At 53.7% G+C, this 26,461-nt stretch carries 24 protein-coding genes; 18 read left to right on the top strand and 6 right to left on the bottom strand.

The genetic code is table 11. The features are described 5' to 3' along the window. The gene (locus B5D49_RS06010) at positions 1 to 1,170 is read right to left on the bottom strand and encodes an LL-diaminopimelate aminotransferase (protein ID WP_078716755.1); all 1,170 of its coding nucleotides are present in this window, start codon (positions 1,168 to 1,170) and stop codon (positions 1 to 3) included. A gap of 167 nt (positions 1,171 to 1,337) precedes the next feature. Between B5D49_RS06010 and xerD the strand changes: the two genes are divergently transcribed. The 11 genes from xerD to B5D49_RS05955 all read left to right on the top strand — a co-directional run bounded on the left by xerD (position 1,338) and on the right by B5D49_RS05955 (position 14,148). Beyond that, positions 1,338 to 2,282, top strand: a complete 945-nt coding sequence (gene xerD, locus B5D49_RS06005) for a site-specific tyrosine recombinase XerD (RefSeq protein WP_234990634.1) — start codon at positions 1,338 to 1,340, stop codon at positions 2,280 to 2,282. Beyond that, on the top strand, positions 2,282 to 4,939 hold the full coding sequence (locus tag B5D49_RS06000) for a CBS domain-containing protein (RefSeq protein ID WP_078716754.1): 2,658 nt from the start codon (positions 2,282 to 2,284) through the stop codon (positions 4,937 to 4,939). Before xerD ends, B5D49_RS06000 begins: the two co-directional genes overlap by 1 nt. Positions 4,940 to 5,061: 122 nt before the next feature. Further along, positions 5,062 to 5,541 (top strand): TIGR00725 family protein, encoded by a 480-nt coding sequence (locus B5D49_RS05995; RefSeq protein WP_327083008.1) that lies wholly within the window; start codon positions 5,062 to 5,064, stop codon positions 5,539 to 5,541. Between the two features lie 59 nt (positions 5,542 to 5,600). Then, positions 5,601 to 6,086, top strand: coding sequence for an HIT family protein (locus tag B5D49_RS05990; protein ID WP_078716825.1), 486 nt, complete (start codon positions 5,601 to 5,603; stop codon positions 6,084 to 6,086). A gap of 14 nt (positions 6,087 to 6,100) precedes the next feature. Further along, on the top strand, positions 6,101 to 6,478 hold the full coding sequence (locus B5D49_RS05985) for a lipopolysaccharide assembly protein LapA domain-containing protein (protein ID WP_078716753.1): 378 nt from the start codon (positions 6,101 to 6,103) through the stop codon (positions 6,476 to 6,478). A gap of 54 nt (positions 6,479 to 6,532) precedes the next feature. Further along, positions 6,533 to 7,708, top strand: coding sequence for a tetratricopeptide repeat protein (locus B5D49_RS05980; RefSeq protein WP_159447148.1), 1,176 nt, complete (start codon positions 6,533 to 6,535; stop codon positions 7,706 to 7,708). A gap of 42 nt (positions 7,709 to 7,750) precedes the next feature. Beyond that, a complete protein-coding gene (gene mutS, locus B5D49_RS05975; RefSeq protein WP_078716751.1) occupies positions 7,751 to 10,354 on the top strand; it encodes a DNA mismatch repair protein MutS in 2,604 nt (867 codons plus the stop codon). A gap of 19 nt (positions 10,355 to 10,373) precedes the next feature. Beyond that, complete coding sequence (locus tag B5D49_RS05970; protein ID WP_078716750.1) at positions 10,374 to 10,808, top strand: hypothetical protein; 435 nt, start codon at positions 10,374 to 10,376, stop codon at positions 10,806 to 10,808. 81 nt (positions 10,809 to 10,889) lie between these two features. Continuing rightward, positions 10,890 to 12,128 (top strand): diaminopimelate decarboxylase, encoded by a 1,239-nt coding sequence (lysA, locus tag B5D49_RS05965; protein ID WP_078716749.1) that lies wholly within the window; start codon positions 10,890 to 10,892, stop codon positions 12,126 to 12,128. Positions 12,129 to 12,148: 20 nt separating this feature from the next. Next, on the top strand, positions 12,149 to 12,901 hold the full coding sequence (locus B5D49_RS05960) for an RsmE family RNA methyltransferase (protein ID WP_078716748.1): 753 nt from the start codon (positions 12,149 to 12,151) through the stop codon (positions 12,899 to 12,901). Then, a complete protein-coding gene (locus B5D49_RS05955; protein WP_078716747.1) occupies positions 12,901 to 14,148 on the top strand; it encodes a replication-associated recombination protein A in 1,248 nt (415 codons plus the stop codon). The genes B5D49_RS05960 and B5D49_RS05955 overlap by 1 nt, the downstream gene beginning before the upstream one ends. Positions 14,149 to 14,154: 6 nt before the next feature. On the opposite strand, the gene B5D49_RS05950 is transcribed toward B5D49_RS05955, so the two are convergent. Continuing rightward, entirely contained in the window at positions 14,155 to 15,384 is a 1,230-nt protein-coding gene (locus B5D49_RS05950; RefSeq protein WP_078716746.1) for a CgeB family protein, read from the bottom strand. A 39-nt stretch (positions 15,385 to 15,423) separates the two neighbouring features. Then, positions 15,424 to 16,605, bottom strand: coding sequence for a glycosyltransferase family 9 protein (locus tag B5D49_RS05945; RefSeq protein ID WP_327083007.1), 1,182 nt, complete (start codon positions 16,603 to 16,605; stop codon positions 15,424 to 15,426). Positions 16,606 to 16,851: 246 nt separating this feature from the next. Here B5D49_RS05945 and B5D49_RS05940 point away from each other — a divergent pair, with 246 nt between their 5' ends. Genes B5D49_RS05940 through tilS form a run of 5 tightly spaced genes read left to right on the top strand, consistent with a single transcriptional unit; the run spans position 16,852 to position 21,131 of the window. Then, positions 16,852 to 17,547, top strand: coding sequence for a precorrin-2 dehydrogenase/sirohydrochlorin ferrochelatase family protein (locus B5D49_RS05940; RefSeq protein ID WP_327083006.1), 696 nt, complete (start codon positions 16,852 to 16,854; stop codon positions 17,545 to 17,547). Further along, positions 17,534 to 18,343 (top strand): cytochrome c biogenesis protein CcsA, encoded by an 810-nt coding sequence (gene ccsA, locus B5D49_RS05935; protein ID WP_078716744.1) that lies wholly within the window; start codon positions 17,534 to 17,536, stop codon positions 18,341 to 18,343. Before B5D49_RS05940 ends, ccsA begins: the two co-directional genes overlap by 14 nt. A 3-nt stretch (positions 18,344 to 18,346) precedes the next feature. Next, on the top strand, positions 18,347 to 19,726 hold the full coding sequence (gene hemA, locus B5D49_RS05930) for a glutamyl-tRNA reductase (protein ID WP_078716743.1): 1,380 nt from the start codon (positions 18,347 to 18,349) through the stop codon (positions 19,724 to 19,726). Positions 19,727 to 19,737: 11 nt separating this feature from the next. Beyond that, positions 19,738 to 20,085: a hypothetical protein gene (locus B5D49_RS05925; RefSeq protein ID WP_078716742.1), complete on the top strand. Its 348-nt coding sequence runs from the start codon at positions 19,738 to 19,740 to the stop codon at positions 20,083 to 20,085. A gap of 20 nt (positions 20,086 to 20,105) precedes the next feature. Continuing rightward, positions 20,106 to 21,131, top strand: a complete 1,026-nt coding sequence (gene tilS, locus B5D49_RS05920) for a tRNA lysidine(34) synthetase TilS (protein WP_078716741.1) — start codon at positions 20,106 to 20,108, stop codon at positions 21,129 to 21,131. Positions 21,132 to 21,164: 33 nt separating this feature from the next. Here the strand turns inward: tilS and B5D49_RS05915 are convergent, their stop codons facing one another. Further along, on the bottom strand, positions 21,165 to 21,572 hold the full coding sequence (locus tag B5D49_RS05915; RefSeq protein WP_144019199.1) for a hypothetical protein: 408 nt from the start codon (positions 21,570 to 21,572) through the stop codon (positions 21,165 to 21,167). A gap of 147 nt (positions 21,573 to 21,719) precedes the next feature. On the opposite strand from B5D49_RS05915, the gene B5D49_RS05910 reads away from it, so the two are divergent. Beyond that, entirely contained in the window at positions 21,720 to 22,391 is a 672-nt protein-coding gene (locus B5D49_RS05910; RefSeq protein ID WP_078716739.1) for an adenylate kinase, read from the top strand. 136 nt (positions 22,392 to 22,527) lie between these two features. Beyond that, complete coding sequence (locus B5D49_RS05905; protein WP_078716738.1) at positions 22,528 to 23,598, top strand: acyltransferase family protein; 1,071 nt, start codon at positions 22,528 to 22,530, stop codon at positions 23,596 to 23,598. A gap of 85 nt (positions 23,599 to 23,683) precedes the next feature. Here the strand turns inward: B5D49_RS05905 and secF are convergent, their stop codons facing one another. Then, on the bottom strand, positions 23,684 to 24,757 hold the full coding sequence (secF, locus tag B5D49_RS05900) for a protein translocase subunit SecF (protein WP_078716737.1): 1,074 nt from the start codon (positions 24,755 to 24,757) through the stop codon (positions 23,684 to 23,686). Positions 24,758 to 24,769: 12 nt separating this feature from the next. Further along, a complete protein-coding gene (gene secD / locus B5D49_RS05895) occupies positions 24,770 to 26,341 on the bottom strand; it encodes a protein translocase subunit SecD (RefSeq protein ID WP_078716736.1) in 1,572 nt (523 codons plus the stop codon). Positions 26,342 to 26,461 lie beyond the last annotated feature (120 nt).

Raw genomic sequence — 26,461 nt, 5'->3', positions numbered from 1 at the left:
CTACAGTTGGGAGATACGAGATACCGCCTCCTTGAGTCTGTCCGTGTCCACGGTAAGGGAAATACGGAAGTAGCCTTCACCGCATTCGCCAAAACCGCTTCCGGGCGTCACGACCACACCGGTTTTTTTGAGCAGATGCGTGACGAATTCCGCAGAGGTCTTGTTGCCCGGCACCCTGGCCCAGACAAATACAGAGGCCTCTGGAACACGGTGCTCAATGCCCGCCGCACTGAGAGCGGCGCACGTGGCGTCCCGGCGTTCCTTGTAAATGGCCCGCGCTTTCTCCACATGTGGTTCGCCCTGCTCCAAGGCGGCGATCCCCGCTTCCTGAACCGCGTTGAACGCGCCAGAGTCAACGTTTTCCTTGATCTTGCCCAGCCCATTGATGAGCTGTTCGTTGCCCACGGCCATGGCGATCCGCCACCCCGTCATGTTATACGTTTTGGACAACGAATGGAATTCGATGGCCACATCCTTGGCACCGGGAACCGCGAGGATGGACGGCGGCTTTTGAGCAGCATCGTAATAAATTTCGGAATATGCCAGATCGGAAACCACAATGGTGTTTGTGGCTTTGGCCTTTTCCACCAATCGTGCGTAGAATTCCGTTGTGGCAGTGGCCGCCGTGGGATTCCCGGGATAGTTTACAAAAATCATCTTGGCCCGGTTCCAGGTCTCTTCATCAAGGCCGTCCAGGTCGGGAAGATAGTCGTTCTCCTCCAGGAGCGGCAGTTCCTGCACCTCGCCCCCGGCAAATTTCACTCCCGTGGCATACACAGGGTAGCAAGGGGGACAAATCAGCGCCAAGTCCCCGGGATTGATGAACGCCCATGGCAGGTGACCAATGCCTTCCTTGGATCCGATAAGGGTGATGACCTCGGTTGCGGGATCAAGTCCTTCCACGTCGAAGCGTTGCGCATACCACCGTGCAACGGCTTCCCGAAAACGCATCATGCCCGTATAGGATGGGTATTGATGGTTAGCAGGATTTTTGGCCGCCTCGTACAGGGCGTCAATAATGAATTCGGGCGTGGGCAGATCCGGATCCCCAATTCCCAGAGAGATGATGTCCACTCCCTGTGCCGCGACTTCGGCCTTGGCCTTGTCGATGGCGGCAAACAGATAGGGAGGCAGACTGGCGACTCGCTCGGCAAGTGCAAAGTTTGGCATGAAGAACTCCTTGAAAATTTTGCAAGCTGCCTTTTAAAATGGCAAGGCCGCGCTGTCAATGTTGCGGCCGGTTGCACCCGGCAGGCACCCCAGGTACCCTGTTGCTGATGCCCCAAATGTTTTTTTGTTTCCACAGTACACTCAGTAGGCTACGCCGGTGACCAACAGTGAACAACAGCCAGAATCCACAAAGCTTGAGCAGCTCTGCCCTGCATGGACATCCATGGATTGACGCCTATCTTCAGTTTTTACTGATCGATAAAGGACTTTCCGAAAACAGCCTGCAAAATTATTCACAGGATTTGTCCTCCTTGTGTGCGTTTTTGGATGATCGCCAGGGGGATTTGAAACGCGTCACCGCCGAAGTCTTGTCGCTTCATCTTGTTCACCTGCGTGCACAAGGGTTGAGCAGCCGCTCATTGAGCCGTCATGTTTCCACGTTGCGCGGCTTCTTTGGCTATCTTTATAAAGAAAAAATGTTGAGTGATGATCCGGCTCGTTTGTTACGGAGTCCCAAGACTCCGAAAGCATTGCCCGAGGTTTTGACCAAAAAGGAAGTGGCCGCCATCCTGCAACGACCGGTACGTGGGACCAAACTCGGTGCCAGGGACCGGACCATGTTGGAATTGCTCTATGCGTCGGGGCTTCGGGTTTCGGAACTGATTGCCCTGCGTCCCCTTGATTTTGATGATCAGGTCGGCCTGTTGCGGATTTTCGGCAAGGGCGGCAAAGAACGCCTGGTGCCGGTACACTACCAAGCCCAACAGGTACTGCATGAATATTTAACCACTTGGCGGAAAGATTTTTCTCCAAAAGAGGATCGGATTTTTCTCAATCGTTCCGGGAAAGGCTTAACACGACAGGCCGTTTGGAAGGCTGTGAAGCGTTATGCCCTGGAAGCCGGTATCAGGCGGGAAATTTCTCCGCATACCTTCCGGCACTCTTTTGCCACGCACCTGCTGGAAGGTGGAGCGGACCTTCGGAGTGTACAAATTCTTCTGGGTCACGCGGACATCAGCTCCACAGAAATCTATACCCATGTTGAAACAGGCCGCCTTCTCCGCATTCATGAGCGCTTTCACCCCCGCGCCCAACTCTCCAAGGATGAATAATGTCTACTAAAGGCAAAAAGATTCAAGCACATACCGTCATTACCGGACACGCCAACGCGGACTTTGATGCCTTGGCCGCCATGGTGGCCGCGGCGAAACTGTACCCTGGGGCTGTGCTTATCTTTCCGGGAACCCAGGAAAAGGATCTGCGAAATTTTTATATCCAAAGTACAATCTACCTTTTCAACTTTCGTAATTTTAAGGAGATTGATCAAGATGCCGTGGAGCTTTTGGTACTGGTCGACACCCGCCAGCGTTCCCGGGTGCCGCATGTGGAACCTTTGCTGAATCGGAGCGACATTGAAATCCACAGCTACGATCATCACCCCGACTCCGACGAGGATGTGCCTGCCGTTCGGGAGGTTGTGAAAAGCTGGGGTTCCACTACCTCGATTCTCGTTCATGAGATGATGCGACAAGAGTGTGAAATAAATAGTGAGGAAGCCACTGTTTTGGGGTTGGGTATTTTTGAGGACACCGGCTCCTTCACGTTCAATTCAACAGTACCCGAGGATTTTGAGGCAGCTTCCTGGCTTCGGGGCCGAGGAATGGATTTGAACGTCATTTCCGACCTGTTGAGCCGTGAGTTGTCGGCCCAGCAGATCGCCATTCTGGGAGAATTGTTGGAGTCGGCCACCACCCATGACATCAATGGCGTTGAAGTCGTCATCACCCAAATGAGTGCCGATCACTATGTGAACGACTTTGCTTTGCTGATCCATAAGCTTGTGGACATGGAGAATATTCGGGTTCTTTTTGCCCTGGGCCGCATGGGTGACCGGATTCACCTTGTGGGACGTTCGCGCAGTCCAGATGTTGATGCCGGACAAATTTGCTCTTCGTTCGGTGGGGGCGGACACCCTTATGCTGCTTCGGCCACAATCAAGGACAAAACCCTCGCGGAAACCCGTGATGACCTGTTTGCCCTGCTCTACTCGCTGATCAATCCACAACTGGTTGTGAACAGCATCATGTCACGTCCCGCCGTGGTGGTGGAGGACACGTCCCCCATGCGGGATGCCGTGGAAATCATGACTCGCTATGGATTCAAGGGACTCCCTGTTGTTCGCGAGGGCGGGATGGAATGTGTGGGACTGTTGGAACATGCGGTTGCCGACAAAGCCTTGGCGCATCAACTGGGAGAGCAGCCCGTCAGCGACTATATGGGAACCCGCTTTGCTACGGTTCCACCTGATACGGATCTCTATAAGGTAATGGAGATCATTCTGGGCAAGCGCCAGCGCCTGTTGCCCGTGATCAAGAACGACCAGGTTGTTGGGATCATTACCAAGACCGACCTGCTCAACCTGCTGATCGAAGAACCTGCCCGTATTCCCGAGTCCCTCAAACCAGAGCGCAACAGGGAACGCAGCATCGTTTCCGTGATGCGCGAACGCTTGCCGCGCCCTTTGGTGGAGATGTTGCGCGGAGCCGGAGAACTCGCGCAATCCTTGGGGTACGGAGTATACGCTGTGGGAGGATTTGTTCGGGATTTGCTGCTGGCCCGTCCCAACATGGATTTGGATCTCGTGGTGGAGGGAGACGGCATCGCCTTTGCCCGTGCTTTTGCCGAGCAGCACAATGCCCGTGTCAAGGCGCACCACAAGTTCAAAACCGCGGTGGTTATCTTTCCGGACAACACCCGTATCGACGTAGCCACGGCAAGGCTTGAATATTATGAACGACCTGCGGCGTTGCCCACGGTACAGTTGTCATCCATCAAAATGGACCTCTACCGGCGAGATTTTACCGTCAACGCCCTGGCGGTCAACCTGACGCCCGGCAGTTTCGGGACATTAGTTGATTTTTTTGGTGCGCAACGCGACATCAAGGGTCGTAATATCCGAGTGTTGCATTCGCTCAGTTTTGTGGAAGACCCCACGCGCATTCTTCGTGCCGTCCGTTTTGAACGTCGTTTTGAATTCCAAATCGGCGGCCAGACGCTACGGCTGATCAAAAATGCACTGCAACTCAACCTGTTCAACCGGCTTTCCGGTGCTCGAATTTTTCATGAACTTCAACTGATTATGGAAGAGGAACATCCCACGGATTGCCTGAAGCGGCTCCAGGAACTCAAGGTGCTACAGGCTATCCATCCTCTTTTTCAATTGACGGCCAAACGTATCGACATCCTGGAGGAGCTTGAAAAAGTCCGGACTCTGTATACGCTGCTCTACGTGGAACCGCCTGTTACCGGCTGGAAGTTGTTCTTTCAGGGCTTGACCATGAACATGGAACGCAACGAAGCTGCTCAACTGCTTCGGCGGTTGGGTGTTGCCCCGCGAGAGGAGCGCGAACATCTTTCCACTCGGGAGATGGTCGGGAAAGCCTTGGGCAAGCTCATGCAGTGGCGGGAAGGGGTTTCCCGGCCGAGTGATATTTATTTCGCATTGGAAAGGCTTCCGTTGGAGGGCGTTTTGTTTTTAATGGCCAAAAGCCGAAAGGACGCTGTACGGAAACATATATCCCAGTATCTTACCACGTGGCGCTTCCATACACTGGAGGTTTCCGGCACAGATTTAAAACAGCTCGGCTTATCCCCTGGCCCGGACTACACCCGTATTTTACGCCGTATTCTGGCTGCTGCCATTGATGGAGAAGCACCAGGGCGCGAAGACCAACTCGCCATGGCCGCCAGATTGGTCAAGATGCGGTAGCGCAACAGTGGTTTTTCCTTGTTTTCGTGGCCGGCCGCACCCTTGCCCTTGCTCTGCGAGGCGTGTAGTAAAGGACGTTACGTTTTCGAGCGGGCGCAAGTTTGGGAACCAAAGGAGCCGCCATGCCACGAATGGAACAACGACTGCGCACCGTGGCCGTCATTGGTGCGGGGCAATGTGGGCATCAAACCAGCTTATTGGCCGAATCGTTGGGCCGACTGTTGGCCGAAACCGGCTTTTCCGTGGTTTGCGGTGGCCTTTCCGGAGTCATGGAGGCTGCATGCAAGGGAGCCAGAAGCGCCGGGGGACTAACCATCGGAATCCTTCCAGGCACGGATCGTGCGACCGCCAATGCGTACGTGGATATCCCCATTGCTACGGGACTCGGTCAAATGCGCAACAGCCTGGTTGTTCGCAACGGATTTGCCGTGGTTGCCGTAGAAGGCGGAAACGGCACCCTCTCCGAGGTGGGGCTCGCGCTTAAAGCTGAAATTCCCGTAGTGGCCATTGGCCGCTGGAGCGAACTGCCGGGTGTACTCCCGGCCCGGGACGCGTCCGAAGCCGTGACTCTTATCCGTAAAATGGCTCCCTTTTCCGCGTGAAAACGCCGAAACGGGAACATATTTTCATCTTCAAGGAAAGGTTACTTTAACCGATGGCAATGGAAGTTCTTTGGGCGCCATGGCGCATGAACTATATTCTTGGACCCAAGCCCGACGAATGTGTGTTTTGCGTACCGCGCAATGACGATTCCGAGGACCGGGAGCGGCTGATCCTGCATCGTGCGGATCATTGTTTTGTGATCATGAACAAATTTCCTTACAACAACGGCCACCTCATGATTTGCCCGTACCGGCACATTTCCTGTATTACGGAACTGTCGGCCGAGGAGACCCACGAATCAGTGCAACTGATCCAATCGTGCGTTTCTATCTATAAAATGGCTTTTCAGCCTCAAGGGATCAACGTGGGATTGAATCTGGGGGAGGCTGCAGGAGCCGGCATTGCCGCGCACCTGCATTGGCAACTCGTGCCACGCTGGAACGGAGACGCTTCCTTTATGGCCGTGTTTGGAGAAACAACCGTGATTCCGCAGCATTTGGAATCCACCTACGATCAACTTAAACCCTACTTTGAAACCCTCTAACTTCGGAGCAAAGCATGCGCTACGTCAAACTGGCCATTTTGGCTCTCTGCGTCGCCGCGGGCGTCCTTTTCTTCATGCAAAACGATGCCCAGTTCACGGCGCTTTTGAATATTAAGCTTGATCTCTATGCAGTGAAATTTGTAGGGATGGGAATTCCGCTGTATGCGGTCGTGATTTCCGCGTTTCTACTTGGCGTGCTGCTTGGGCTGCTCTATTTTGTGGCTGAAAAAATCGGCTCCTCTCGCCAGCTGCGCGCCTGCAACAAAAAAATGCGCAGCCTTGAGCAGGAACTGAACTCCCTTCGGAACCTCCCTCTGAACGACACTGGTTATTCCAATGGATTTGACGGGGAAGGAAATGCTTCGGCCGCTGAATCCGAGGAAGGGAAATAAAGTCCGCCAGTTACCCTTTGCACTGTTCACTTATTGACTCATAAGGGGGATCCCTTGTTGCGCAATTTGTTTCGATCCCGACGACGGTTCGATTCGAACCGGCTGCCCGATCTGTCCCAACCTGAGGGCCGATTCGACTTTGCTTCGGATCTGGACACCAAGGCGGCCATCGACGAACTTAGTAAGGTGGTGCGGAACAATTCCGAAGTGGTTGAAATCTACCTTGCGCTGGGCAGCCTGTATCGCGCCCAGGGTGAAATTGAACGGGCCATTCAAATCCGCAACAACATCACGGTACGCCCGGGTTTGGCTCCGGAATTCCGGGCCAGGGCGTACTACGAGCTTGGGCGTGACTTCCGGCGTGGGGGCTTTCTCGATCGCGCTGCGACCGCGCTGGATCAGGCTGAAAAACTCGGTGGGCGTAATCCCCATATTCTTCTTGAGCGTGCGCGGTTGGCAGCGCAGGGCAATGACTATGGTTTGGCTGCCAAACTGTATGGTGAGTTGAATTTTTCACCTGCACAGGCGCATTACCTCGTGCGTCAGTCCCAGGAGGAGCGGCGTGCCGGTAATACCTCACAGGCTGAACGCTCTCTGCGCCATGCTCTCAAGGCACATCCCGGCTCTGTGGAAGCATGGTTGGAACGATTGATTCGGCTGCACGACCTCAACGACGCTGAACGTTTTGGCAAAGCCATGCGGGAGGCATTGGACCACGTGCCGGAAGCCATGCGTTTTGCCGTGCTCGAAGGACTCATGGACCATGTTCGCCATTGGCGCGATGCCGCACTCCCCGCCAGTGATGAAGAGGGCTGCGATGTGGAAGACGCTCGCCAGGTTTCGCATGGCGGCCTGGACGACGAAGAACTCAAGCGGGAAATCCTGCCTGTCATCGATGAACGTCAACCTGATGCTATGCTCAGTTATTACGGAGCGTTGCTGCTTCAGGCAGGCGGATATGCCGCTGTGGCCAGGGCATGGTTTGAACGGGCGCTGAAGCTGGATCCAGATTTCTGGCTGGCACGGCTGGAACTTTTTAATTTGGCACGGGCTGACCAGCAACTTACGCCTTTTTTTGAAGAACAGTTGGTATTTTTTATTGAGAAGGCCAGGACGGTGAAGCGTTTCGTTTGTAAACGCTGTGGACTTAAGCGCGATACTCTTTTCTTTGTTTGTCCGCGTTGCAAAAGCTGGCACTCCATCACCTTCCGCGCCAGCATCGACACTTAACCAAGCTTAGCGAATACGGTGGCAGGAAAAAAACTGACCCCCATGCTGGAGCATTACCTTCAGGTCAAGAAGCAGCACCCCGATACGCTGCTCCTTTACCGCATGGGCGACTTTTACGAGGTGTTTTTCGAGGACGCTGAAGTGGCGGCCAGGGAGTTACAGATTGCCCTGACCTGTCGCAATCCCAATTCCAAAAACAAGGTTCCCATGTGCGGAGTTCCGCACCATGCGGTACGCCGATACGTTGGGCAACTGCTGGGAAAAGGGTACAAGGTGACCCTCTGCGACCAGGTGGAGGATCCAAAACAGGCCAAGGGGCTTGTAAAACGTGAAGTCACTCGTGTCCTTACACCAGGAACCCTTTCCGAAGACGACGACCTGACGGCAAAATTTCATAACTATCTTGCATCACTGTATTGGAATCCGGACAAGGGGCGGGGCGGCCTGGCCTGGCTGGATTTCTCCACAGGAGAATGGTCGGGCATGACCTCGCGCCGCGAGGAGGAATTATGGCAGTGGGCCGTCAAGATCAATCCCAGTGAATTATTGCTGCCCAAGGGAACAAAACCACCTTCGGCATATGCGGATCTTGCCCTGGTCTGTACCACTCTCCCTTCCCTGCCCCATTTTGATATAACAACGGCGGAACGAGCCTTGTTGCAGAATCAAGGAGTGGAACATCTTGATGTCCTTGATCTTTCGAATCGTCCTGAACTGGTGCGGGCTTGCGGGGCGCAACTCTCCTACCTGCGTCAAACCCAGATGCGCGATGCCGACCATCTTGGTGAATTTCAACAGTTGAACCTCTCCCGCCATCTGCTCTTGGATGAAGTCACCGAACGCAACCTCGAGCTTTTTCGTCGGCTGGACGGTCGCGGAGGAGCCGGTACGCTCTGGAACGTGCTGGACAGGACCATGACCCCCATGGGCGGCAGACTTTTGGAAGAACGTCTCAAACGACCTTGGCGGGATATGGCTCCCATTCGGACCTGTCAAGAATGCGTGGCTCTTTTTGCCGACAACGATTCGCTGCGAGCGGATCTCCGCCGCCTGCTGGACGCCGTATATGATATGGAACGCCTCAGCACGCGCATTGCTTTGGGGCGGGCCACCCCAAAAGACATGGTTGCCATGCGACGCAGTCTTCAGACATTGCCGCCGATCCAAGACCTGCTGCAACGCATTGATAATCTTCCAACTGGCCTTCAGGATGTGTACCGCAACTGGGATTCCCTTAAAGATGTCGGAGAGTTGCTTTCTGCGGCGTTCGTGGACTCCCCTCCCCCGCATATTACAGAGGGCGGCCTTTTTCGAAGCGGATACCGACCGGAGCTTGATGAACTTATCGAGCTGACAGAACACGGAGAAGCCGCAATCCAGCGACTTCTGGAACAGGAACGAACAGACGCGGAGATTCCAAAGCTAAAATTGGGATTCAATAAGGTCTTCGGCTACTTCCTTGAAGTGTCCAAGGCGTATCAGGGACAAGTCCCTGATCATTTTATTCGCCGTCAAACCCTGGTCAACTCGGAACGCTACGTCACTCCCGCTCTTAAGGAGATGGAAGAACGACTTCTTTCGGCTTCAGATGAACGCAAGGCCATGGAATATAATTTGTTTATGGAGTTGCGTGAAATTCTTTCCCAAGCTCGGGACCGCTTTATGTACATGGCGGGAACCCTGGCGGCATTGGACTATTGGCAGGGACTTGCAGAGACTGCCCGCGCCCAGGCCTGGACCGCGCCGGACTTGCATGACGGGATGGATATTGAGATCACGGACGGACGGCATCCCGTGGTAGAGGCATCGGTCGGAGGCAATTATATCCCCAACTCCTTGACCATCACCCCCGACCGTCGGATCCTGCTTATTACCGGACCTAATATGGCGGGAAAATCAACAGTTCTGCGCCAGGTGGCCATCATTGTACTGCTGGCGCAAATCGGTTCCTTTGTTCCCGCCAAGCAGGCGCGTTTGGGATTGGCGGATCGTATTTTTTCCCGCGTCGGTGCGTCCGACAATCTGAGCCAGGGCCAATCCACCTTTATGGTGGAGATGATGGAGACGGCGCGCATTCTTCGCCTGGCCACCAAAAAAAGTCTTGTTATCCTGGATGAAATTGGTCGTGGCACCAGTACATTTGACGGCCTGGCTCTGGCCTGGGCTGTTGTGGAAGAACTTGCCCGCCGAGCCAAGGGCGGCATCAGAACATTATTCGCGACCCACTACCATGAACTGACATCCCTTGAGGGCCGCATTGATGGGCTGCGAAATCTAAACATTGCAGTCAAAGAATGGAAAGGGGACATTGTTTTTCTGCGTAAACTCATCCCTGGACCGGCTGACAAAAGTTACGGCATTGAAGTGGCCCGCTTGGCAGGAGTCCCTCTATCCGTTGTGCAACGTGCTCGTGAATTGCTTTCCCACCTGGAAGACAAGGCCGGCGATGAGCGAGCACAGGCTATGGAGCGGGCTTCGCAGACACTGCTTCCAGGCATGGCAGTGGAAAACGAAGATCCCGTTGCGTCTAACGTCGATTCCCAGGCGGAAGACCTGCTCCAGGAAATCCGGGCATTGGACTTGGACGGCTTGACTCCGTTGCAGGCTTTGACCATGCTCCACCATTGGAAGCAAAATCTTCATTAACCCACACGCGGGAGCCTTTATGTCTCGATTCCTGCCGTTGTTGCTCGCGGTTTTTTGTTTGGTTTGCTCCGCCTGCACACTTGGCTACAAGGCTTGGCCCGAGCCTGTTGAAAAGGAAGACACCTTTTCCTGGCGGTTGGTTACTGCGGAGCGTAAGGACGGTTGCCTCGTTATTGAAGGTCGGTTGCAGGGCGCCTATCAACGGCTGGATTTCGTCACGGTGCAACTTGAGCCGCTGGTTCCCGGTGCTGGATGTGTGGAATGCCCGTTTACTCCCCGAAAAATCCTGGACATGCGTCGGGGCGATCAGGGATACAGCGAAATCGGTCCGTACGTCCGATTGACGGTTTGCGGATTGGAGCGTGATTTGACGTATAAATTCCGCATTGTGGGACACAATTCCCTTCGTTCAATTCCAGAGCGAAAGAGCGGTGTCTTGATCGCCGAACCATAGTCTGTTGCCCGAACTTGATTTCTCCGAGCTGACAGGTCAGGATTTAAGAACGATTACCCGAGAGCACAAGGAGCGTTGATAATGCATCATTTCGAATATCGCGATGGACGGCTGTATGCCGAGGATGTTCCGGTCGCAGATTTGGCCGCCGAGTATGGAACGCCACTATATGTATATTCCGCATCCACTATCCGTCGGCATTTCAAGGCGTTTGACTCCGCTTTCCGTGGGTTGGATCATTTGACCTGCTTTTCCGTTAAGGCCAACTCGAACCTCAGCGTCCTGCGTCTGATGGCGGAACTTGGTGGAGGCGTTGACATCGTTTCCGGCGGTGAACTGTATCGCGCACTCAAGGCAGGCGTTCCTTCGGAAAAAATAGTCTATTCCGGCGTGGGCAAGAAGGATCATGAAATCCGGGAAGCCTTGGAAGCCGACATCCTTATGTTCAATGTGGAATCCATGCAGGAACTGGAGCGCATTAATGAAATAGCTCAGGACATGGGACGGGTGGCACGCATCAGCTTTCGCATCAATCCGGATGTGGATCCCAAGACCCACCCTTACATTTCCACGGGGATGAAAAAAAACAAATTTGGACTAGATATCGACCACTCCCGTCAGGCCTACAAATTGGCTCAACAATTGCCGGGCATTGAACCGGTAGGCATGGATTGTCATATCGGTTCACAGCTTACGAGCATCGACCCCTTCCTGGAAACACTGGAAAAACTGCTCGCTTTTTACCGTGAACTGGACGAGCAGGGGATCAAGATTCGCTATCTCGACCTTGGCGGAGGGCTGGGCATCACCTACGACCAGGAGGAGCCGCCTCACCCCGAGGAGTTCGGCAACGCCCTGACCAACGCCCTGCAAGGCCTTCCTTTGACGCTGATTTTGGAGCCGGGCCGGGTCATTGCCGGAAATACAGGCATTCTGGTGACCGAAGTACAATACCTTAAAAGTACGCCCAGCAAAAATTTCGTCATTGTGGATGCGGCCATGAACGATCTGGTCCGCCCGGCCCTGTATCAATCCTTCCATGCCATCGGTGAAGTTGAGCAACATTCCCGTCCGGCTAAGTCGTACGATGTGGTGGGACCCATCTGCGAAACAAGTGATTTCCTGGCTCGGGATCGTGAATTGCCGGAACCTCGTCAGGGAGAATTGCTGGCCGTGTATTCGGCCGGAGCGTATGGCTTTACCATGGCCTCCAATTACAATTCGCGGCCGCGGCCAGCGGAATTGATCGTTGACGGCACGGAAGTACAGCTGGCGCGACGCCGTGAAACCTATGACGATCTTGTGGCCCTGGAGCCATAGCCTGCTGAAGTGAAGCGCTCATGTCTCGCTTGAATTCGTTTTTTCTGGCATCGGACCATTGGCCCAGGGCTGGAGAAGATATCCTGCTTGAAGGACCGGAAGCACGCCACATGCTTCAGGTTCTTCGCACCATGCCGGGAACCGAGGTGCGCCTTTTTGACGGCGAGGGGCGCACCGGGCATTTTGTTTTGGTCGAATCCGCCAAGCGAAAAGCTGTGTTGCGTCCCGGGTCCGTCCGTCGCCACCCTGCCCGCAGGTCGGGCGTAACGCTTGCTTTAGCCTGGAGTAAAGCCTCCCGGCGGGGTTGGCTGTTGGAAAAAAGTGTGGAGCTGTACGGAAACGGTGTGGCGTTTTGGCGTTCCGAACGAAGCCAAGGCGCCCTTCCCAAAACAGTAAAAGACTCCTGGAAGGAAAAAATCGTCCAGTCTGCCAAACAGTGCGGCAATCCTTGGCTTCCCCATCTATACACTATTGGCGGAATTCAGGATCTGATTACCTTTGCTGCTGGATTTGAGCAGCGTTTTTTACTTTGGGAATCCCCGCAGCTCGGAACACTGCTGCAACCTGACATGCTTTCCCATGGGAGGAGTCTGGCCGTGATCGGACCGGAAGGCGGCATTACGGAACAAGAAGCGGAGCACTTACAGGAAGCAGATTTTTTGCCCGTCAGCCTGGGGAAAAGCGTCCTTCGATGGGAAACCGCGGCACTGCACTGCCTGAGTTTGGCTTTCCACGGCCTCATGACGGCGTCGCAGACCAACGGAGATGTATAATGCAGCTTTCGCTGACGGAGAACGACAATCAGCCCCTGGCGGACCGTATTCGTCCCAAAAACATGACGGAGTTTATCGGGCAACCGCAACTCCGGGAACGTGTTGACGCCTTTCTGCGGGCCAATCGACTTCCGAGTCTGCTTTTCTTTGGGCCTCCTGGCTGTGGGAAATCCACATTGGCCTTGCTTCTGGCGCAAGCCACAGGCCGTCCCTTTGTACGTGTGAGTGCCCCGGAGGCCGGATTGCCCGTATTGCGAAAAAAACTGGCGGGCCACAAACTGTTGATTCTGGATGAACTGCATCGTTTTTCCAAGGCGCAGCAAGACTTTTTCCTTCCTGGTTTGGAAAACGGCACCATAACCCTCATCGCCACCACCACGGAAAATCCATCTTTCAGCATTACCCGGCAATTGCTTTCCCGTCTGCATGTGCTCCGTTTTCGCCCGTTAAGTCATGACGAATTGCTGGACGTGGCCAAACGTGGAGAATCCGAACTCGGGGACTCGCTTACAGATGCTGCCAGAGAGTACTTGTGCGGTATTTCCGGCGGGGATGCCCGTAGCCTGCTGAATCTGCTCGAATATGCTCTTGGTCTGCCTGAAGAGTCGCGCACGCCCGAGCATTTGGCTAAAAATCTGCCGGAAGTGATCATTCGCGGGGATCGTGGCGGCGATTCTCATTATGAATTGGCATCCGCTTTGATCAAATCAATCCGCGGTAGCGATCCGGACGCGGCGTTGTATTATCTGGCTTGTCTATTGGAATCCGGGGAAGATCCCCGTTTCGTCACACGGCGGCTTATGATTTCAGCCAGCGAGGATGTCGGCCTGGCCGATCCGCAGGCGCTGCCGATGGCTGTTTCTTGTCACCAATCAGTGGAGGCGGTGGGCATGCCCGAAGGGCGCATCCCTATGGCGGAAACCGTTGTCTATCTGGCCTTGGCTCCCAAAAGTAACTCCACATACGCCGCTTACGCGACAGCGCAAAAGGAAGTGCGCCAAAATGGGGTACAGCCCGTGCCGCTTCATTTGCGTAATGCCAGCACATCGCTTCAAAAAGAATGGGGCTATGGGCGAAATTATCAATATCCTCACTCGTTTCCCGGCTCCTGGGTGGAACAGCGTTATTTGCCGGAGTCCCTCGGGGAACGCCGTTTCTATGAGCCGAAAGAACAAGGTGCGGAACCGCGATTGCTCGCTTGGATCAAAGGGCATTTACGGTCTTTACGAAAACCGCCTCGTCGTTGAACCGCTTTATTTTTCGTACATTTTTTTCCATTCATCCAAAAAGAGAATGGATGTTTCGAGTCCTGAAAGTCGGCCTTGCTGTTGACGAACAGCCCACACCAAATCGGGAAAAGTGACGTTCTTCGGAAGATTCAACCGCTCCAGAAGGCCATTGACCTCCGTGGTCAATTCTTTTGGGAGTACGGCCAAGGCTTCGTTGCCCTGCCGTGGTAGCGGCCAATTGGGGATGCGTTCTGCGGTAAACTCGAGCAACCGCCGCATGCGGTGTGCATAGGTGTGTTCCATGAGCACCCGCCTACGCCCTTTTTCAGCGATGGCCTGGCGCTGTTCCGGAGCGTGCAGAAAATATTCTACTTTTTCTTTCAAATCCGTAAGTGATTCAAAGGTAATCAATTCATCCTCGGCAAACGCCTCAGCAAGAAGGGACCGCCTGTCCACGAGTTGAAATGCTCCGCAGCAGGCCACTTCAAAGGTGCGAGGGTTGATGAAATCACCTTGGCTTATCAACTGGTCAGGATGGATTGAGGAATGCAGATTCAAATTGATGGTACTTGCGTTGAAGATGCGTACGCACTCCTCCGATGTCACTCGACGCCCCCCCATTTGAAGGTAAGGTGCCAACACGTGGTCGCCGTCCCAGTCTGATCCCCAGATCTTAAAATCGTACTGCAGCAATTCGCGAAAGGCCTTTCGCCGGTTGGGATAGCCAGCTCCCATAAAGGAAAGCTCTGCCCCCCATTTCCGCCGCTCTACAGCGGACACTTCCTGGGGATGGTGGAAATCCGGTTGCGCCGCCATGGGCAGATACAGGACATTGTGTTGCCCTGCGGATTGCAGTTCTTCAAAAAAGGGATCTTTTTGAATCACCGCAAAAACGTCATAAAGCGGTGCAAAGCTTTTCCAGTACGTGAACAATCGGTAGTCTTCCACAAACCACATTGCCGTGGCGACACCATCCTTTCGGAGCCGCCGCAGAATCTGGCGCGAAAGAGGGGCTTGGGCCATTGCCAGCACAAGATCAGGCTCAAAGCTATGCACTTTGGCCAGCACGGCTTGCGAAAGGAGTTGAACATAATTGTTCTGGAGAAATTCGAGACGATCCGAAGTAACCCGCAGTCCTTTGAGGGCGCTGTATGCGTCGTAGAACTGATCCGCCTGGAAAACCTCCACGACATGCTCTTCCTGGCGCAAGGCTGTTGCGCAAAATTCTCCAACAGGAAGCGACCCCCCATACATTGGCAAAACAATGAGTATTTTCAATGTACTACTCTTAGTCTAGATATTTTCTAGCTTTTGTTGAGAATCATATTCGCCGTTTGTCAGCAGATCCGGGGTCTGCTTTTCCTTCGGAGCCACAACCCAATCGCGTTCATGATACAAGCGCTGTGCCAGGGAGATGTTGCTTTTGGAATCGAGATTGGGACCGGAGATACCGAGATGTTCTGCCACGAACGTGCGTAACGCGACCCTGCTTCGGGTATCGGCATCTTCGCCGCCAAAAGAAATAAACTCCACCCCAAGGGAATCAAGATCGCTGCGCAATCCCATAATGCCTGCAGGGGCATGTTCCGCCTTGCGGGTAGTGAAAAAACGCAAAAACATGGGGTCATCAAACCCTTCTCCACAACGCACGTTATAAGGGCAGGACTCATGCTCCAGACAGGGCAAGCAAGGTTGAAGCGCCTGAAAGACAGTATGCCCCTTACCGTACGGACCTGTTTCAAAGCACCAGGCCGAGGAAAGGAAAAAAGCGGCCACCGGTACACCCAAGTGGGCGGCGAGGTGCATGATCCCGGTATCGGGTGTGAGCAGAAGATCCATGCCCTGGACTGCTTCAATCAATGTAGCCCAATCGGTTTTCCCCGTGAGATCGGAGGTCCGTTCCTGCATTTCAGAAGGCAATTCCTTACGCAGCGCTCGAGCGGCTCCTGCTTCCGTAGCGGTTCCGAGCAGTTTTACGTGTGGTTTTCCCAGTATGTTCCAGGCTGTTTTTGCCACCTCACGTAGTGTTGGAACAGGCAGAGAACGGCGGGACTCTCGGCCTGCCAAAGCAATGCCGATGCCGTTGCCTCCTGGTCTCGCAACAGGATTGACTGCTTCCGGCGGGCAGGGACGAGGAGCATACCCACCCCAAAAATCGACAAGATTCAGTGCAATGCGCCGTTCTTTGGACCACCGGATTCCCATGCCCGCCCAAGGACTGACCACGTCCTGACCGTCAAACGATTGATAGCCTCGAACGGTTTCCGGAGCAAAAAGGCTCGCAAGACGAAAATTGAGCGGGGAAAAATTGAGATTATAAACCGTATCAAATTTCAAGTCCGCGAGTGTGTCGAAGGCTGCACGGTTGTTCAGCACGACCTCGCCGGCATTGGTGCCACCACCATGAGCGCACACGCCATGCACCACAGCATGAGGATACAATAATTTCGCCAGACCCCGCAGGGACCGGTCCACGCAAAGATGAACCTCGGAGCCGCAGAGTTCCAGGGACCGCACCAAACGTTTGGTCTGAACCAGATCGCCAAAGCGTGCCAGTTGCACCACCAACTCTCGTCCCATAGGACGCCATCCCCTCCCTTGTTTTCCGGACCGCTCGATTCTAAAAGGTTCCCCAATGCTTGTGGTGTACCGAATCGGCCTATCCCTGGCAAGCGGGACACCTTTTTCCTGTTTTACACCCCGAGGGCCATGGTATAGTATATGGGGATGCGCTATTATCCTATTTTGTTGAATCTTACGGACAAACAGTGCCTCGTGGTCGGGGCCGGCGCCGTGGGAATACGAAAAATTCGCGGCCTCCTGGACAATGGTGCCCGAACGGTCCTGGCATTGGATCGATGCTACCCGGCGGATCAAACTGGGCATGAGTTGCAGATGCTGCTGAACCGACCCGAAGTTCGGTTTGAGGAACGAGAATTCCAACTTTCAGATTTGGATAATGCATTTCTCGTTGTGGCGGCGACGTCCAATGCGGCAGTAAATCGGACCATTGCCGAAGCCTGCCGGGAGCGCGGCTTGCTTTGCAACGTGGCGGATGCGCCGAAACTTGGAAATTTCATCGTCCCGGCAACCGTCTGCCGCGGCGATTTGACCCTTTCGGTTTCCACTTGTGGCCAGAGCCCGGCTTTGGCCCGGCTTGTTCGTTCCGATCTTGAAGAAACCTTTGGATCCGAATACGCTGACTTGCTCACTATTTTGGGCAGGCTGCGCCCTATGTTGCTGGAACTCGGTCTGCCGACCCAAAAAAACACGGAGATTTTTCGGTCTATTACCACGTCAAACCTGTTGCGCGACATTGAAACCAACGATGTGGACGCGGCGAAACGCTCCCTACGGGAGCGCTTGCCCAGCGCCTTGCATTCCAACCTTCCGGAGTTGCTGGATGGAGTTTTTTGATCTACTTCCCCTGGCCATCATCGGACTCTATTTTCTGGGCGCAATGCTGTTCTTTGTGGGGCTTACCCTCGGCAATGAGCGGCTTTCAACCGTTGCCGGTGCGCTGGCCATCGGCGGGTTCGCCCTGCACACTCTTGACCTTGCCATCATGCCGGTTTTATCCGGCAAAATGGTTTTACTCCGCGGTACCTTTTATTTTAGTTTTGTGGGCTGGACGCTTTTCGCCCTTTTTTTGGTTCTCCGCTGGAGACTGCGCTCGTCGTTCCTTTCGTTCACGGCTTTTCCGCTGGGATTGTTGCTCTACGCCTCATCCCTGGGAGCTGGCAGTCTGACTATCAAAATCCCCCCGCAATTGACTGGGTTATTTTTTGGTCTGCATGTCGGCAGCCTGGCTGTTGCGCTCGCCCTGCTCGCCCTGGGATGCGGCGCAGCCTTTGTTTGGCTGCACTTGAATCGTAAGATCAAGAGCAAGGCTGCCCTCGGCAGCATGAACGAATCCATGCCATCGTTGGAAGTTGTCGATCGCGTCAACCACCTGGCCGTTACCCTCGGATTCCCCTTGTATACCCTTGGCATCTTTTCTTTGGCCATTTGGTATTGGATCGATCCGGAAAAGACCTTTCAATGGGATGCCATGAAGTTTACCTCCCTCGGGGTCTGGTTGCTGTATGCTGTTCTCTTCCACCAGCGCCTCGTGCTGGGGTGGCGGGGACGCAAGACAGCCTGGATGGTTATTTGGGTTTTCTTGTTCATGGTTATTTCCCTCATCCACCACACCATTACGTTCAAATCGTAACTTATGAATAAATTTATCTATCTTACAGGTCTCAACCACCGCACCGCCGAAGTGGACATCCGTGAGCGTTACGCCCTGACCAATGTGGAGGACATGGAACTCGGCATCATGTCGGAATGCCCGGTGCGGGAAGTCATGGTTCTTTCCACCTGCAACCGCGTCGAACTGCTGTGTGTCAGTGAGCATTCCCCGGAATCCGATGTGGATGTGCTTGGATGCATGCGGGCGTATTGGGCCGAACGTTGCGGCGGTCAGCCGGAAGAGTTGGCAGAGCACACCTATAATTATGAAGGAATTTCCGCAGTCAGACACCTTTTTATGGTTGGGGCAAGCCTTGACTCCCTGGTTATGGGAGAACCTCAAATTTTGGGACAACTTAAGGATGCCTATCGCCGAGCCGTGGACAACAATACGGCGCGAGTCATCATCAACCGACTGCTGCACAAATCGTTTTCCGTTGCCAAACGGGTTCGGACAGAGACCGCTGTGGCCTCCAGCGCAGTATCCATCAGCTTTGCCGCTGTTGAGCTTGCTCGGAAAATCTTCGGCTCTTTTCAGGGAAAGACCGCCATGCTTGTAGGCGCCGGAGAAATGGCAGAGCTGGCTGCTACGCATTTATTGCGCAACGGTGTGGAACGACTCATTATTGCCAACCGAACATTGTCACGGGCCAAGGCATTGTCCGCAACGCTCGGAGGCGAACCGATTCCCATCGAAAATCTTATGGATCGGTTGCCCGAAGCCGACATCGTTATCAGCTCCACGGGATCGCCAACTGCCGTGATTCGGGCCAAAGAGATGCAAAAGGTCTTGAAACGACGGAAACACCGCTCCATGTTTTTTATTGATATCGCTGTACCCCGGGATATTGATCCGGACGTAAACGCCCTGGACAATGTCTATCTCTATGATATCGACGATCTCAAAGAGGTGGTCGAAGAGAATATGGCGCAACGTCAGGACGAGGCCGTCAAGGCGCGTGCGTTGGTAGACAATGAAACCAGTGCGTTTGAGCATTGGTTGCAAACATTGGACCTCCAGCCGACCATAGTGGATTTGCTGGGTAAGGCAGAGGACGTTGCGCGTAAGGAACTGAGCAAAACCTTGCGACGAATTGGCGATGTGGATGAAAGCACACGTGAAGCTTTGGAGTGTCTTGTGCTGTCCGTAAGCCATAAGGTTTTGCATGAACCGGTTTGCTATCTCAAACGCCGTACACGGGAAGAAGGCGTGGCCGATACGGTCATTGATACGGCGCGACGTTTTTTCAATCTCGATAACGACTGTATTCCGCCGGAAGCTCATGCGGAGCGACGATCCAGGGATTCCTGCGAATGTCGGGAAGATGAGTTCGGCCTTTCCAACGATTTGAACGATCACTGAACGAGGATTTTATGCGCACCTACTGTATTGAAGATATACCCCGGGAACACGCTGATATCATCGCCAAGACACTTGACCAGCGTGGATGGAAAGGTCCCATTGAAGGCATTTGGTATGTTCCTATTTCCGAAGCATTGCTTGAGCAGGAACAACAGGAACATCTGGATTCTTGCGGTCCGTACATGATGGCCCTTGAACGGATCGACCGACCTGAATGCTCTGATTTTAAACTGGAACTTTTGGTCCGGGCGCGCAACCGGATGCGTTGTTCCTGCGTTGCCTACGCCTCCCCCGCTGCTCGGGAATGGGCCATCAATCTCATTGACGAGATCTTCCAGGCACAAGACGTCCCTGCATAATCGACAGGGTGGCCGGTTTGATGTTCTCAGTCCCCCGCTTTCTTCAGGAACTGCCTCCCTGGGCCGCACACCTTTGTTTGGACGTGGAGCGTTTTGTTTCTGAAGAGCTTGGGATCGACCCCAGAACCGGCCTCGTGGTCGCGTGTTCCGGTGGTGCGGACTCCACGGCTCTGACCATTATCTGGCATTGCCTGATGCAACGCCACGGTGGAAGCATGGCCGTGGCGCATCTTGATCACGGCCTTCGGGTCGAATCATCGGAAGACGCCGTTTTTGTCAAGGATCTCTGCGTTGCATTGGATGTGCCTTTTTTTTCCGAACGTGCGGACGTAGCTTTTACAGCTTCCCGGCTCGGCTTGGGTTGGGAGGAGACCGGACGGAAGCTGCGCTATGCTTTTTTTGAAAAAATTCGTATGGAAACAGGGTTGCCGTTTGTGGCAACGGCGCATCACCTCAATGATTTGGCGGAAGACGTGCTGCTACGGTTGTGCCGTGGAACAGGCTGGCCCGGCCTGGGCGGCATGACGGCCCATGACGCGCAACGCCGATTGGTTCGGCCGCTATTGTCGATCCCTAGATCCGATCTAATCCATTTTCTTCAGACACTTCACATTCCCTGGCGGGAAGATGATTCCAACACGGACGTACGGTTTGCAAGAAATCGCATACGCCACTCCTTGTTGCCCTTGATCTTGGAAGAAAATCCAAATTTTCTGAAAGGAATCAACCGCATTTGGCGGCAAGCCGGGGTGGACCGTGCCTATTGGGAGCAGCGTCTTGGAAATTTCCCTGGTAGTAAGGATGAGCCATTCTTTTTGTCCCGGGACCGATTGGCGAACCTACACCAAGCCGAACGACTCCGACTCTATAAATCAGCCTTGGATAAGCTCGGTCCCGGACAGGTGTTGACGGACACTTTACTTCGGTTGGACGCGGCGTTTCTCTCCGGCAAACCTGCCACATTGCAATTTCCCGGACGGAAAGTCGGTCGGAGCGATTCCAAAGGAATTCATTTTGGACCGGATCCCCGGTGGAATCCATCATAGGGAATCCAAATCGGGCAGATTCTGCTTCGGGGTTTACCTTGCCTTTTCATCTTTCTGGTCAGGAAAAAGTTCATACCACCGCTTACGTCCGGCGAGAAACGCTGGCAAAAACATGACCAACAGGACAGCCATGCTCCAGAGGAAAGAACTGCCCTGCCCCTCATGCAGATCATAGCGGTAAGTGAAAAATGTGGCCGCAATGACCACACTTCCCAAGCAGATACTCAGCGGTTTCCAGAGCGGTGTGTTTTTGTTTCGCCATGGAGCGAGATACCAGGCCAGACCAACTCCAGCACCAAACCAAGCCGTGGCAACGATTCCACCTGTAACGTCTCCGGCCTCCAGCAGCGCCCAGGCCACGATGGGCAACCAGATGGCAACTCCCACAAGTCCTAGTAACCAGGCAGCGCGGCCACATCGTTCCAAATTCATTCCACTCATTAACGCACCTCTGCAAAACTACGTATCAGAGATATGGATAAATGAAAACACGCAACCCCGCGACAGGGCGGGCATTGACAGCCTTTCTATCAAGGGATATGGATGCTTGTTACGTTTTGCACAATCGATTTTTCTAGGAGGAAGAGCGTGAACATTCTGATTTTCGGCCCCAACGGTAGCGGTAAAGGTACGCAGGGTTCCCTGGTCAAAGAAAAATACGACCTGGATCACATTGAATCCGGTGCCATTTTCCGCAAGCACATTGGCGGCGGCACGGAACTGGGCCTCAAGGCCAAGGAATACATCGATAAGGGTGAGTTGGTCCCGGATGACATCACCATCCCCATGGTGCTGGACGTGCTCAAAAACGCAAGCCCTAATGGGTGGCTGTTGGACGGGTTCCCCCGCTCCATCGCGCAGGCGGAGAAGCTCTGGGATGCTTTGCAGAAGGATGGCGTCAAGCTCGACTACGTGATCGAGATCCTGTTGCCGCGCCAGGTGGCTGCCGCCCGCATCATGGGCCGCCGCCTCTGCGCCAACGATCCCAACCATCCCAATAACGTCGGTATCCCGGCCATCGCTCCTAAGGACGGAAAGTGCCGTGTTTGCGGTGGCGAGCTTTCTGAGCGCGCCGATGACGTGGACGAAGAGGCCATTAACAAGCGCCACGACATCTACTACAACGATGAAACCGGCACCCTGGCCGCTGCCTACTTCTACAAGAACAAGGCCGCCGATGCCGGCTTCACGTACATTGAACTGGACGGCGAAGGAACGATTGACGAAATCAAGCAGACCCTGTTGGGCCAGCTCTCTTAGTCTCCGGCTTCGTTTCAAAAAAAGACAGCCCGTGGGAGTTCGCTCTCACGGGCTGTTTGCATCATGGGTTCCATTTTGACACGGTTTCCATAAGCAGGCTATACAATGCCAGCATGGAATAAAGTGAGGCTGCAGCATGTCACAAATCGAGGCACAAGGCATACCCAAAGCCCAGACCGGGCTATCGCGCCGAATCAACTACATTCGCGGTCTCGCAGTGTTTGCCGTGGCGATTGGGCATTTTTCTTCGCGCTTTATGGAACATTCGATCCCGACGCATCCGGGCTATTTGATCGCTTTCTTTTTTATTGTCTCCGGTTACGGAATTTACCATTCCCTTAACAACCGTCTTGCAAACAATGGCATCGGCCACGGACTGATCAGCTTCTTTGGCAAACGAGCACTTCGGCTTTTTCCATTATATTGGCTTTGGCTCATATTGAATCTTTTGTTTGATCCAGGGGTAACCTTGCAGAATTTGCAGCTATCGCAAATTCTTTTGCTGCAATTTCATGACCCAGCTTACCACTGGTTTTTACCTGCGATTGTCATGTGTTATATTGCGGCACCAATCTTATTTTGGCTTTTGCAATTATTAGAGAAACATTTCCTATTCTTTTCAATTGGAAGTGTTATGGCTCTCAATATTGCATTTTCTTTCCTGGATGTTCCTAAGATTCGCTGTTGGATGTATCTTTTTGTCTATTGTGGGCATATCTTTCTTTTTGCTTTTGGCATGTACTACGCTAAAGTGTTGTACTATCGACAATGGCGCCGATCCACTCCGCTTTTTGTGATTTCCTGCTTCTGCTTTGCAGCACTTTGCATCATTGCCCGACTGACACAAGCGGCAGCTACAACTGTACCAAAACTGCAAACGTTGCCCCCGATTTGGGAAATCGCGATCCCGATAGGATTGTATGCCATGCTTTTCCTTGTTGCGGTGCTTTTCTTCCAGCATGATTGGAAACTTCCGCTTGCATCGATCTTCTGCTTTATGGGTAAAATCTCCTTGGCCATCTACATTTATGAAGGGATGTATACCACGGCGTTGAGTCGGGTTTCATTATTTTCAGGAACATCTGACATCAATATCCTTCCCTATCTTCTGCTTTTCCCGATTTTTGTCGTAGGATGCTTTGTGTTAGAACGCGCCGCAGCCCCTCGTGTCTTCTCTTCATTTTGGAACCGCTTGGTCCATCACTGATATATTATCTTTTTCCCAATACGATATAAAAAAGCCGCTCCACACCCGAAGGTGCAGAGCGGCTCTATTGTTACTCAGTAAACGGTTACGCGGCTGCTTCCTTTGGGGCATCCGCTGGCATAGTCGGTCCGAAGCCAAGCAGAACCGGGCTGGCCACGAAGACCGAGGAATAGGTTCCCACAAAAATGCCGACAAGCAGTGCCAGCGCAAAATCGTGGATAGCGCCTCCACCGAAAATGAACAACGCGGCCACAACCAACAACGTGGTACCAGATGTCAGAATGGTTCGTGACAAGGTCTGGTTCACGCTGATGTTGATGATGTCCTTGAGGTGTTCGTCGCTCTGGCCTTTGATGTTTTCACGGATACGGTCAAAGACGATGATGGTGTCGTTGAGAGAGTATCCAATAATGGTCAACAAAGCCGCGATGATGGTCAAATCGAACTCTTTGTCGAGCAAGGAGAAAACACCCACGGTGATCATGACGTCATGTAGAAGCGCGGCAACGGCTCCCAATGCGTAATTGAGCTTCAAGTACCAACAAAGACCAAGAGTAATGGCCAGGGCGCCGAAGATCAGGAAGGTGATGGACAGACCGAGGAACTGAAGCGCTGTAATACCGGCGAAGAGTCCCCCAGCCATGATCGCGGCGGCCATCCATCGTTGTTCAAAGCGTCCGGAAATATAGATCGCAATGAGCAAAACCGCATAAAACAGAGCTTCCAGAGCTTTTGTGCGCAGGTCGTCGGATACTTTCGGTCCCACCATCTCCGTGCGGCGAACTTCCACTTCGGCACCATTGAAGGCTGATGAGACATTCTCCATAACTTGGTTGCGCACCACTTCCGTATCCACATCGGATGCCGACGTGCGAATCAGGAATTCGTTTTTTTCATTCAGGATTTCCTGGACCACAAGGCCAGGCAATTCCACGGCCTTCATGGCGTCCTGCACGTCTCGCACATCCAGGTGCTCCTCGGCGTGTACTTTGGCCTGAATGATGATGCCCCCGGCAAAGTCGATGCCGTAGCGAGGGCCGCCCTTTCCAACCAGGGAGACGATGCCCACGGCGATAACCAGAGCGGAAATCAGGAACGCTATGCGGCGAAACCCGATAAAGTCGATCCTGGTGTTCGGTTTGATGATTTGCAGTCCCATATTGTGCCTCCCTTAAATGCTGATCTTGGCCTGGGAACCCTTGTTCCGCGTGTAGATGTCGAAAAAGACGCGGGAAACGAAGATGGCCGTGAACATGGAGGTGATGATACCGAGCGTCAGAGTCACGGCAAAACCGCGAATGGGACCGGTACCGAATTGATATAAGATGATGGCAGCGATAACCGTGGTCACGTTGGCGTCCAAAATGGTCAACGTAGCTCGCCCAAATCCTTCCTGAACAGCGGCCTTAGGTGTAAGTCCGCGACGCAACTCTTCACGTATGCGCTCGAAGATGATCACGTTGGCGTCCACAGCCATACCGATGGTCAGGATAATACCGGCAATGCCCGGCAAGGTCAGGGTGGCCCCGAAAGCGGCGAGTCCCGCCATGATCAAAACCAGGTTGAGCAACAACACCGTGTCCGCAAACACACCGGCCATTCCATAGTAGATGACCATGAATATGATCACCAGGGAGAGACCGATCACGGCAGCGTTGATGCCCTTATCAATGGACTCCTGTCCGAGAGACGGACCGATGGTGGACTCGGCAACCTTTTCAACGGGCGCGGGCAACGCGTCTTTAAGCACCGTGACCAAATCCTTGGCCTTTTGCACGGTAAAGTTGCCGCTGATGCTGGCCCTGCCGCCGCCGATGCGTTCATTGATTACCGGAGCTGAATAGACTTTTCCATCCAAGATAATGGCGAGACGCTTGTTCACGTTTGCCGCGGTAACTTGTTCAAAGATGGTGGCGCCGCGTCCGTCAAGCTCCAGCAAGACGTAGGGACGGTTGTTGCGATCAAAGTTCGGTGCGGCGTCAGCGATGTACTCGCCGGTAAGCACCGGGTTTTTCCGCAGTACGATGGGAGCGCCGGGATCGTCTTGAACAAAGGCGACTTCGTATTCGAGTGGGTTGTTTCGGGCCTGCTCCACGCTCACGCCTGAGGCCTCGATCTTAAACTCAAGCTGTCCCATCTGCGTGATGACGCTGATAGCCTGCTCCGCGTCTTCCATACCGGGCAACTGAATCTGAATCCGGTTGCCTTCCTGCTGGCGAATGTCCGGTTCAACAACTCCCCGACGGTCGATTCGGTTCCGAACGATGTCCACGGTTTGCCGCATGGTTTCCTGCTTGAAACGATCCAGGTAGTTTTGGGAAACACGCAGGGAGTAGCTCACCCCGCCTGAGGACAGGGGAGTGATGGTGGGGGTGAATACGGAGAAATTTTCCTCCAACAAGGCGTCGAAGGTGTCCTGATGTGAGGTGTCGTGCAGATTGACTTCGACGGAACGATCCTCAAGCACCTTGGGATTCAGGAATCCCACACCACGTTCTTCGGCGTAATCCTTAAGCTCTTGAGCCAATCTGCCCAGTTTGGTTTCTACGGCCTTATCCATATCTACTTCAAGGGTCAGAAAGATGCCGCCCTTGAGATCCAGGCCCAGGTTAATGGCGTCGTTGGGCAAAAATTTATCCATTGCGGAGCCTTTGACGCCGGGAAGCGAAGGCAAAGCAAGGTAGACGCCCAGAACAACGACCGCCACAGTCAGGACGATTTTCCAGCGCAGAATCGAATTCATTGAGAGTTTCCTTGGCGAGGGTTCTCACATGCGTAAAGACGCATAAAAGGCAAGTGCGACCGGAGGACGGTAAGCCCGACGCAGCCGCATGCTTGCCCTTTCGTCAATCGTGAAGGCCGC

The organism is Paucidesulfovibrio gracilis DSM 16080, assembly GCF_900167125.1.
GTDB lineage: Bacteria > Desulfobacterota > Desulfovibrionia > Desulfovibrionales > Desulfovibrionaceae > Paucidesulfovibrio > Paucidesulfovibrio gracilis.
The sequence above is the reverse complement of the archived record's forward strand: the minus strand, read 5'-3'. Positions and strand labels throughout refer to the sequence as shown.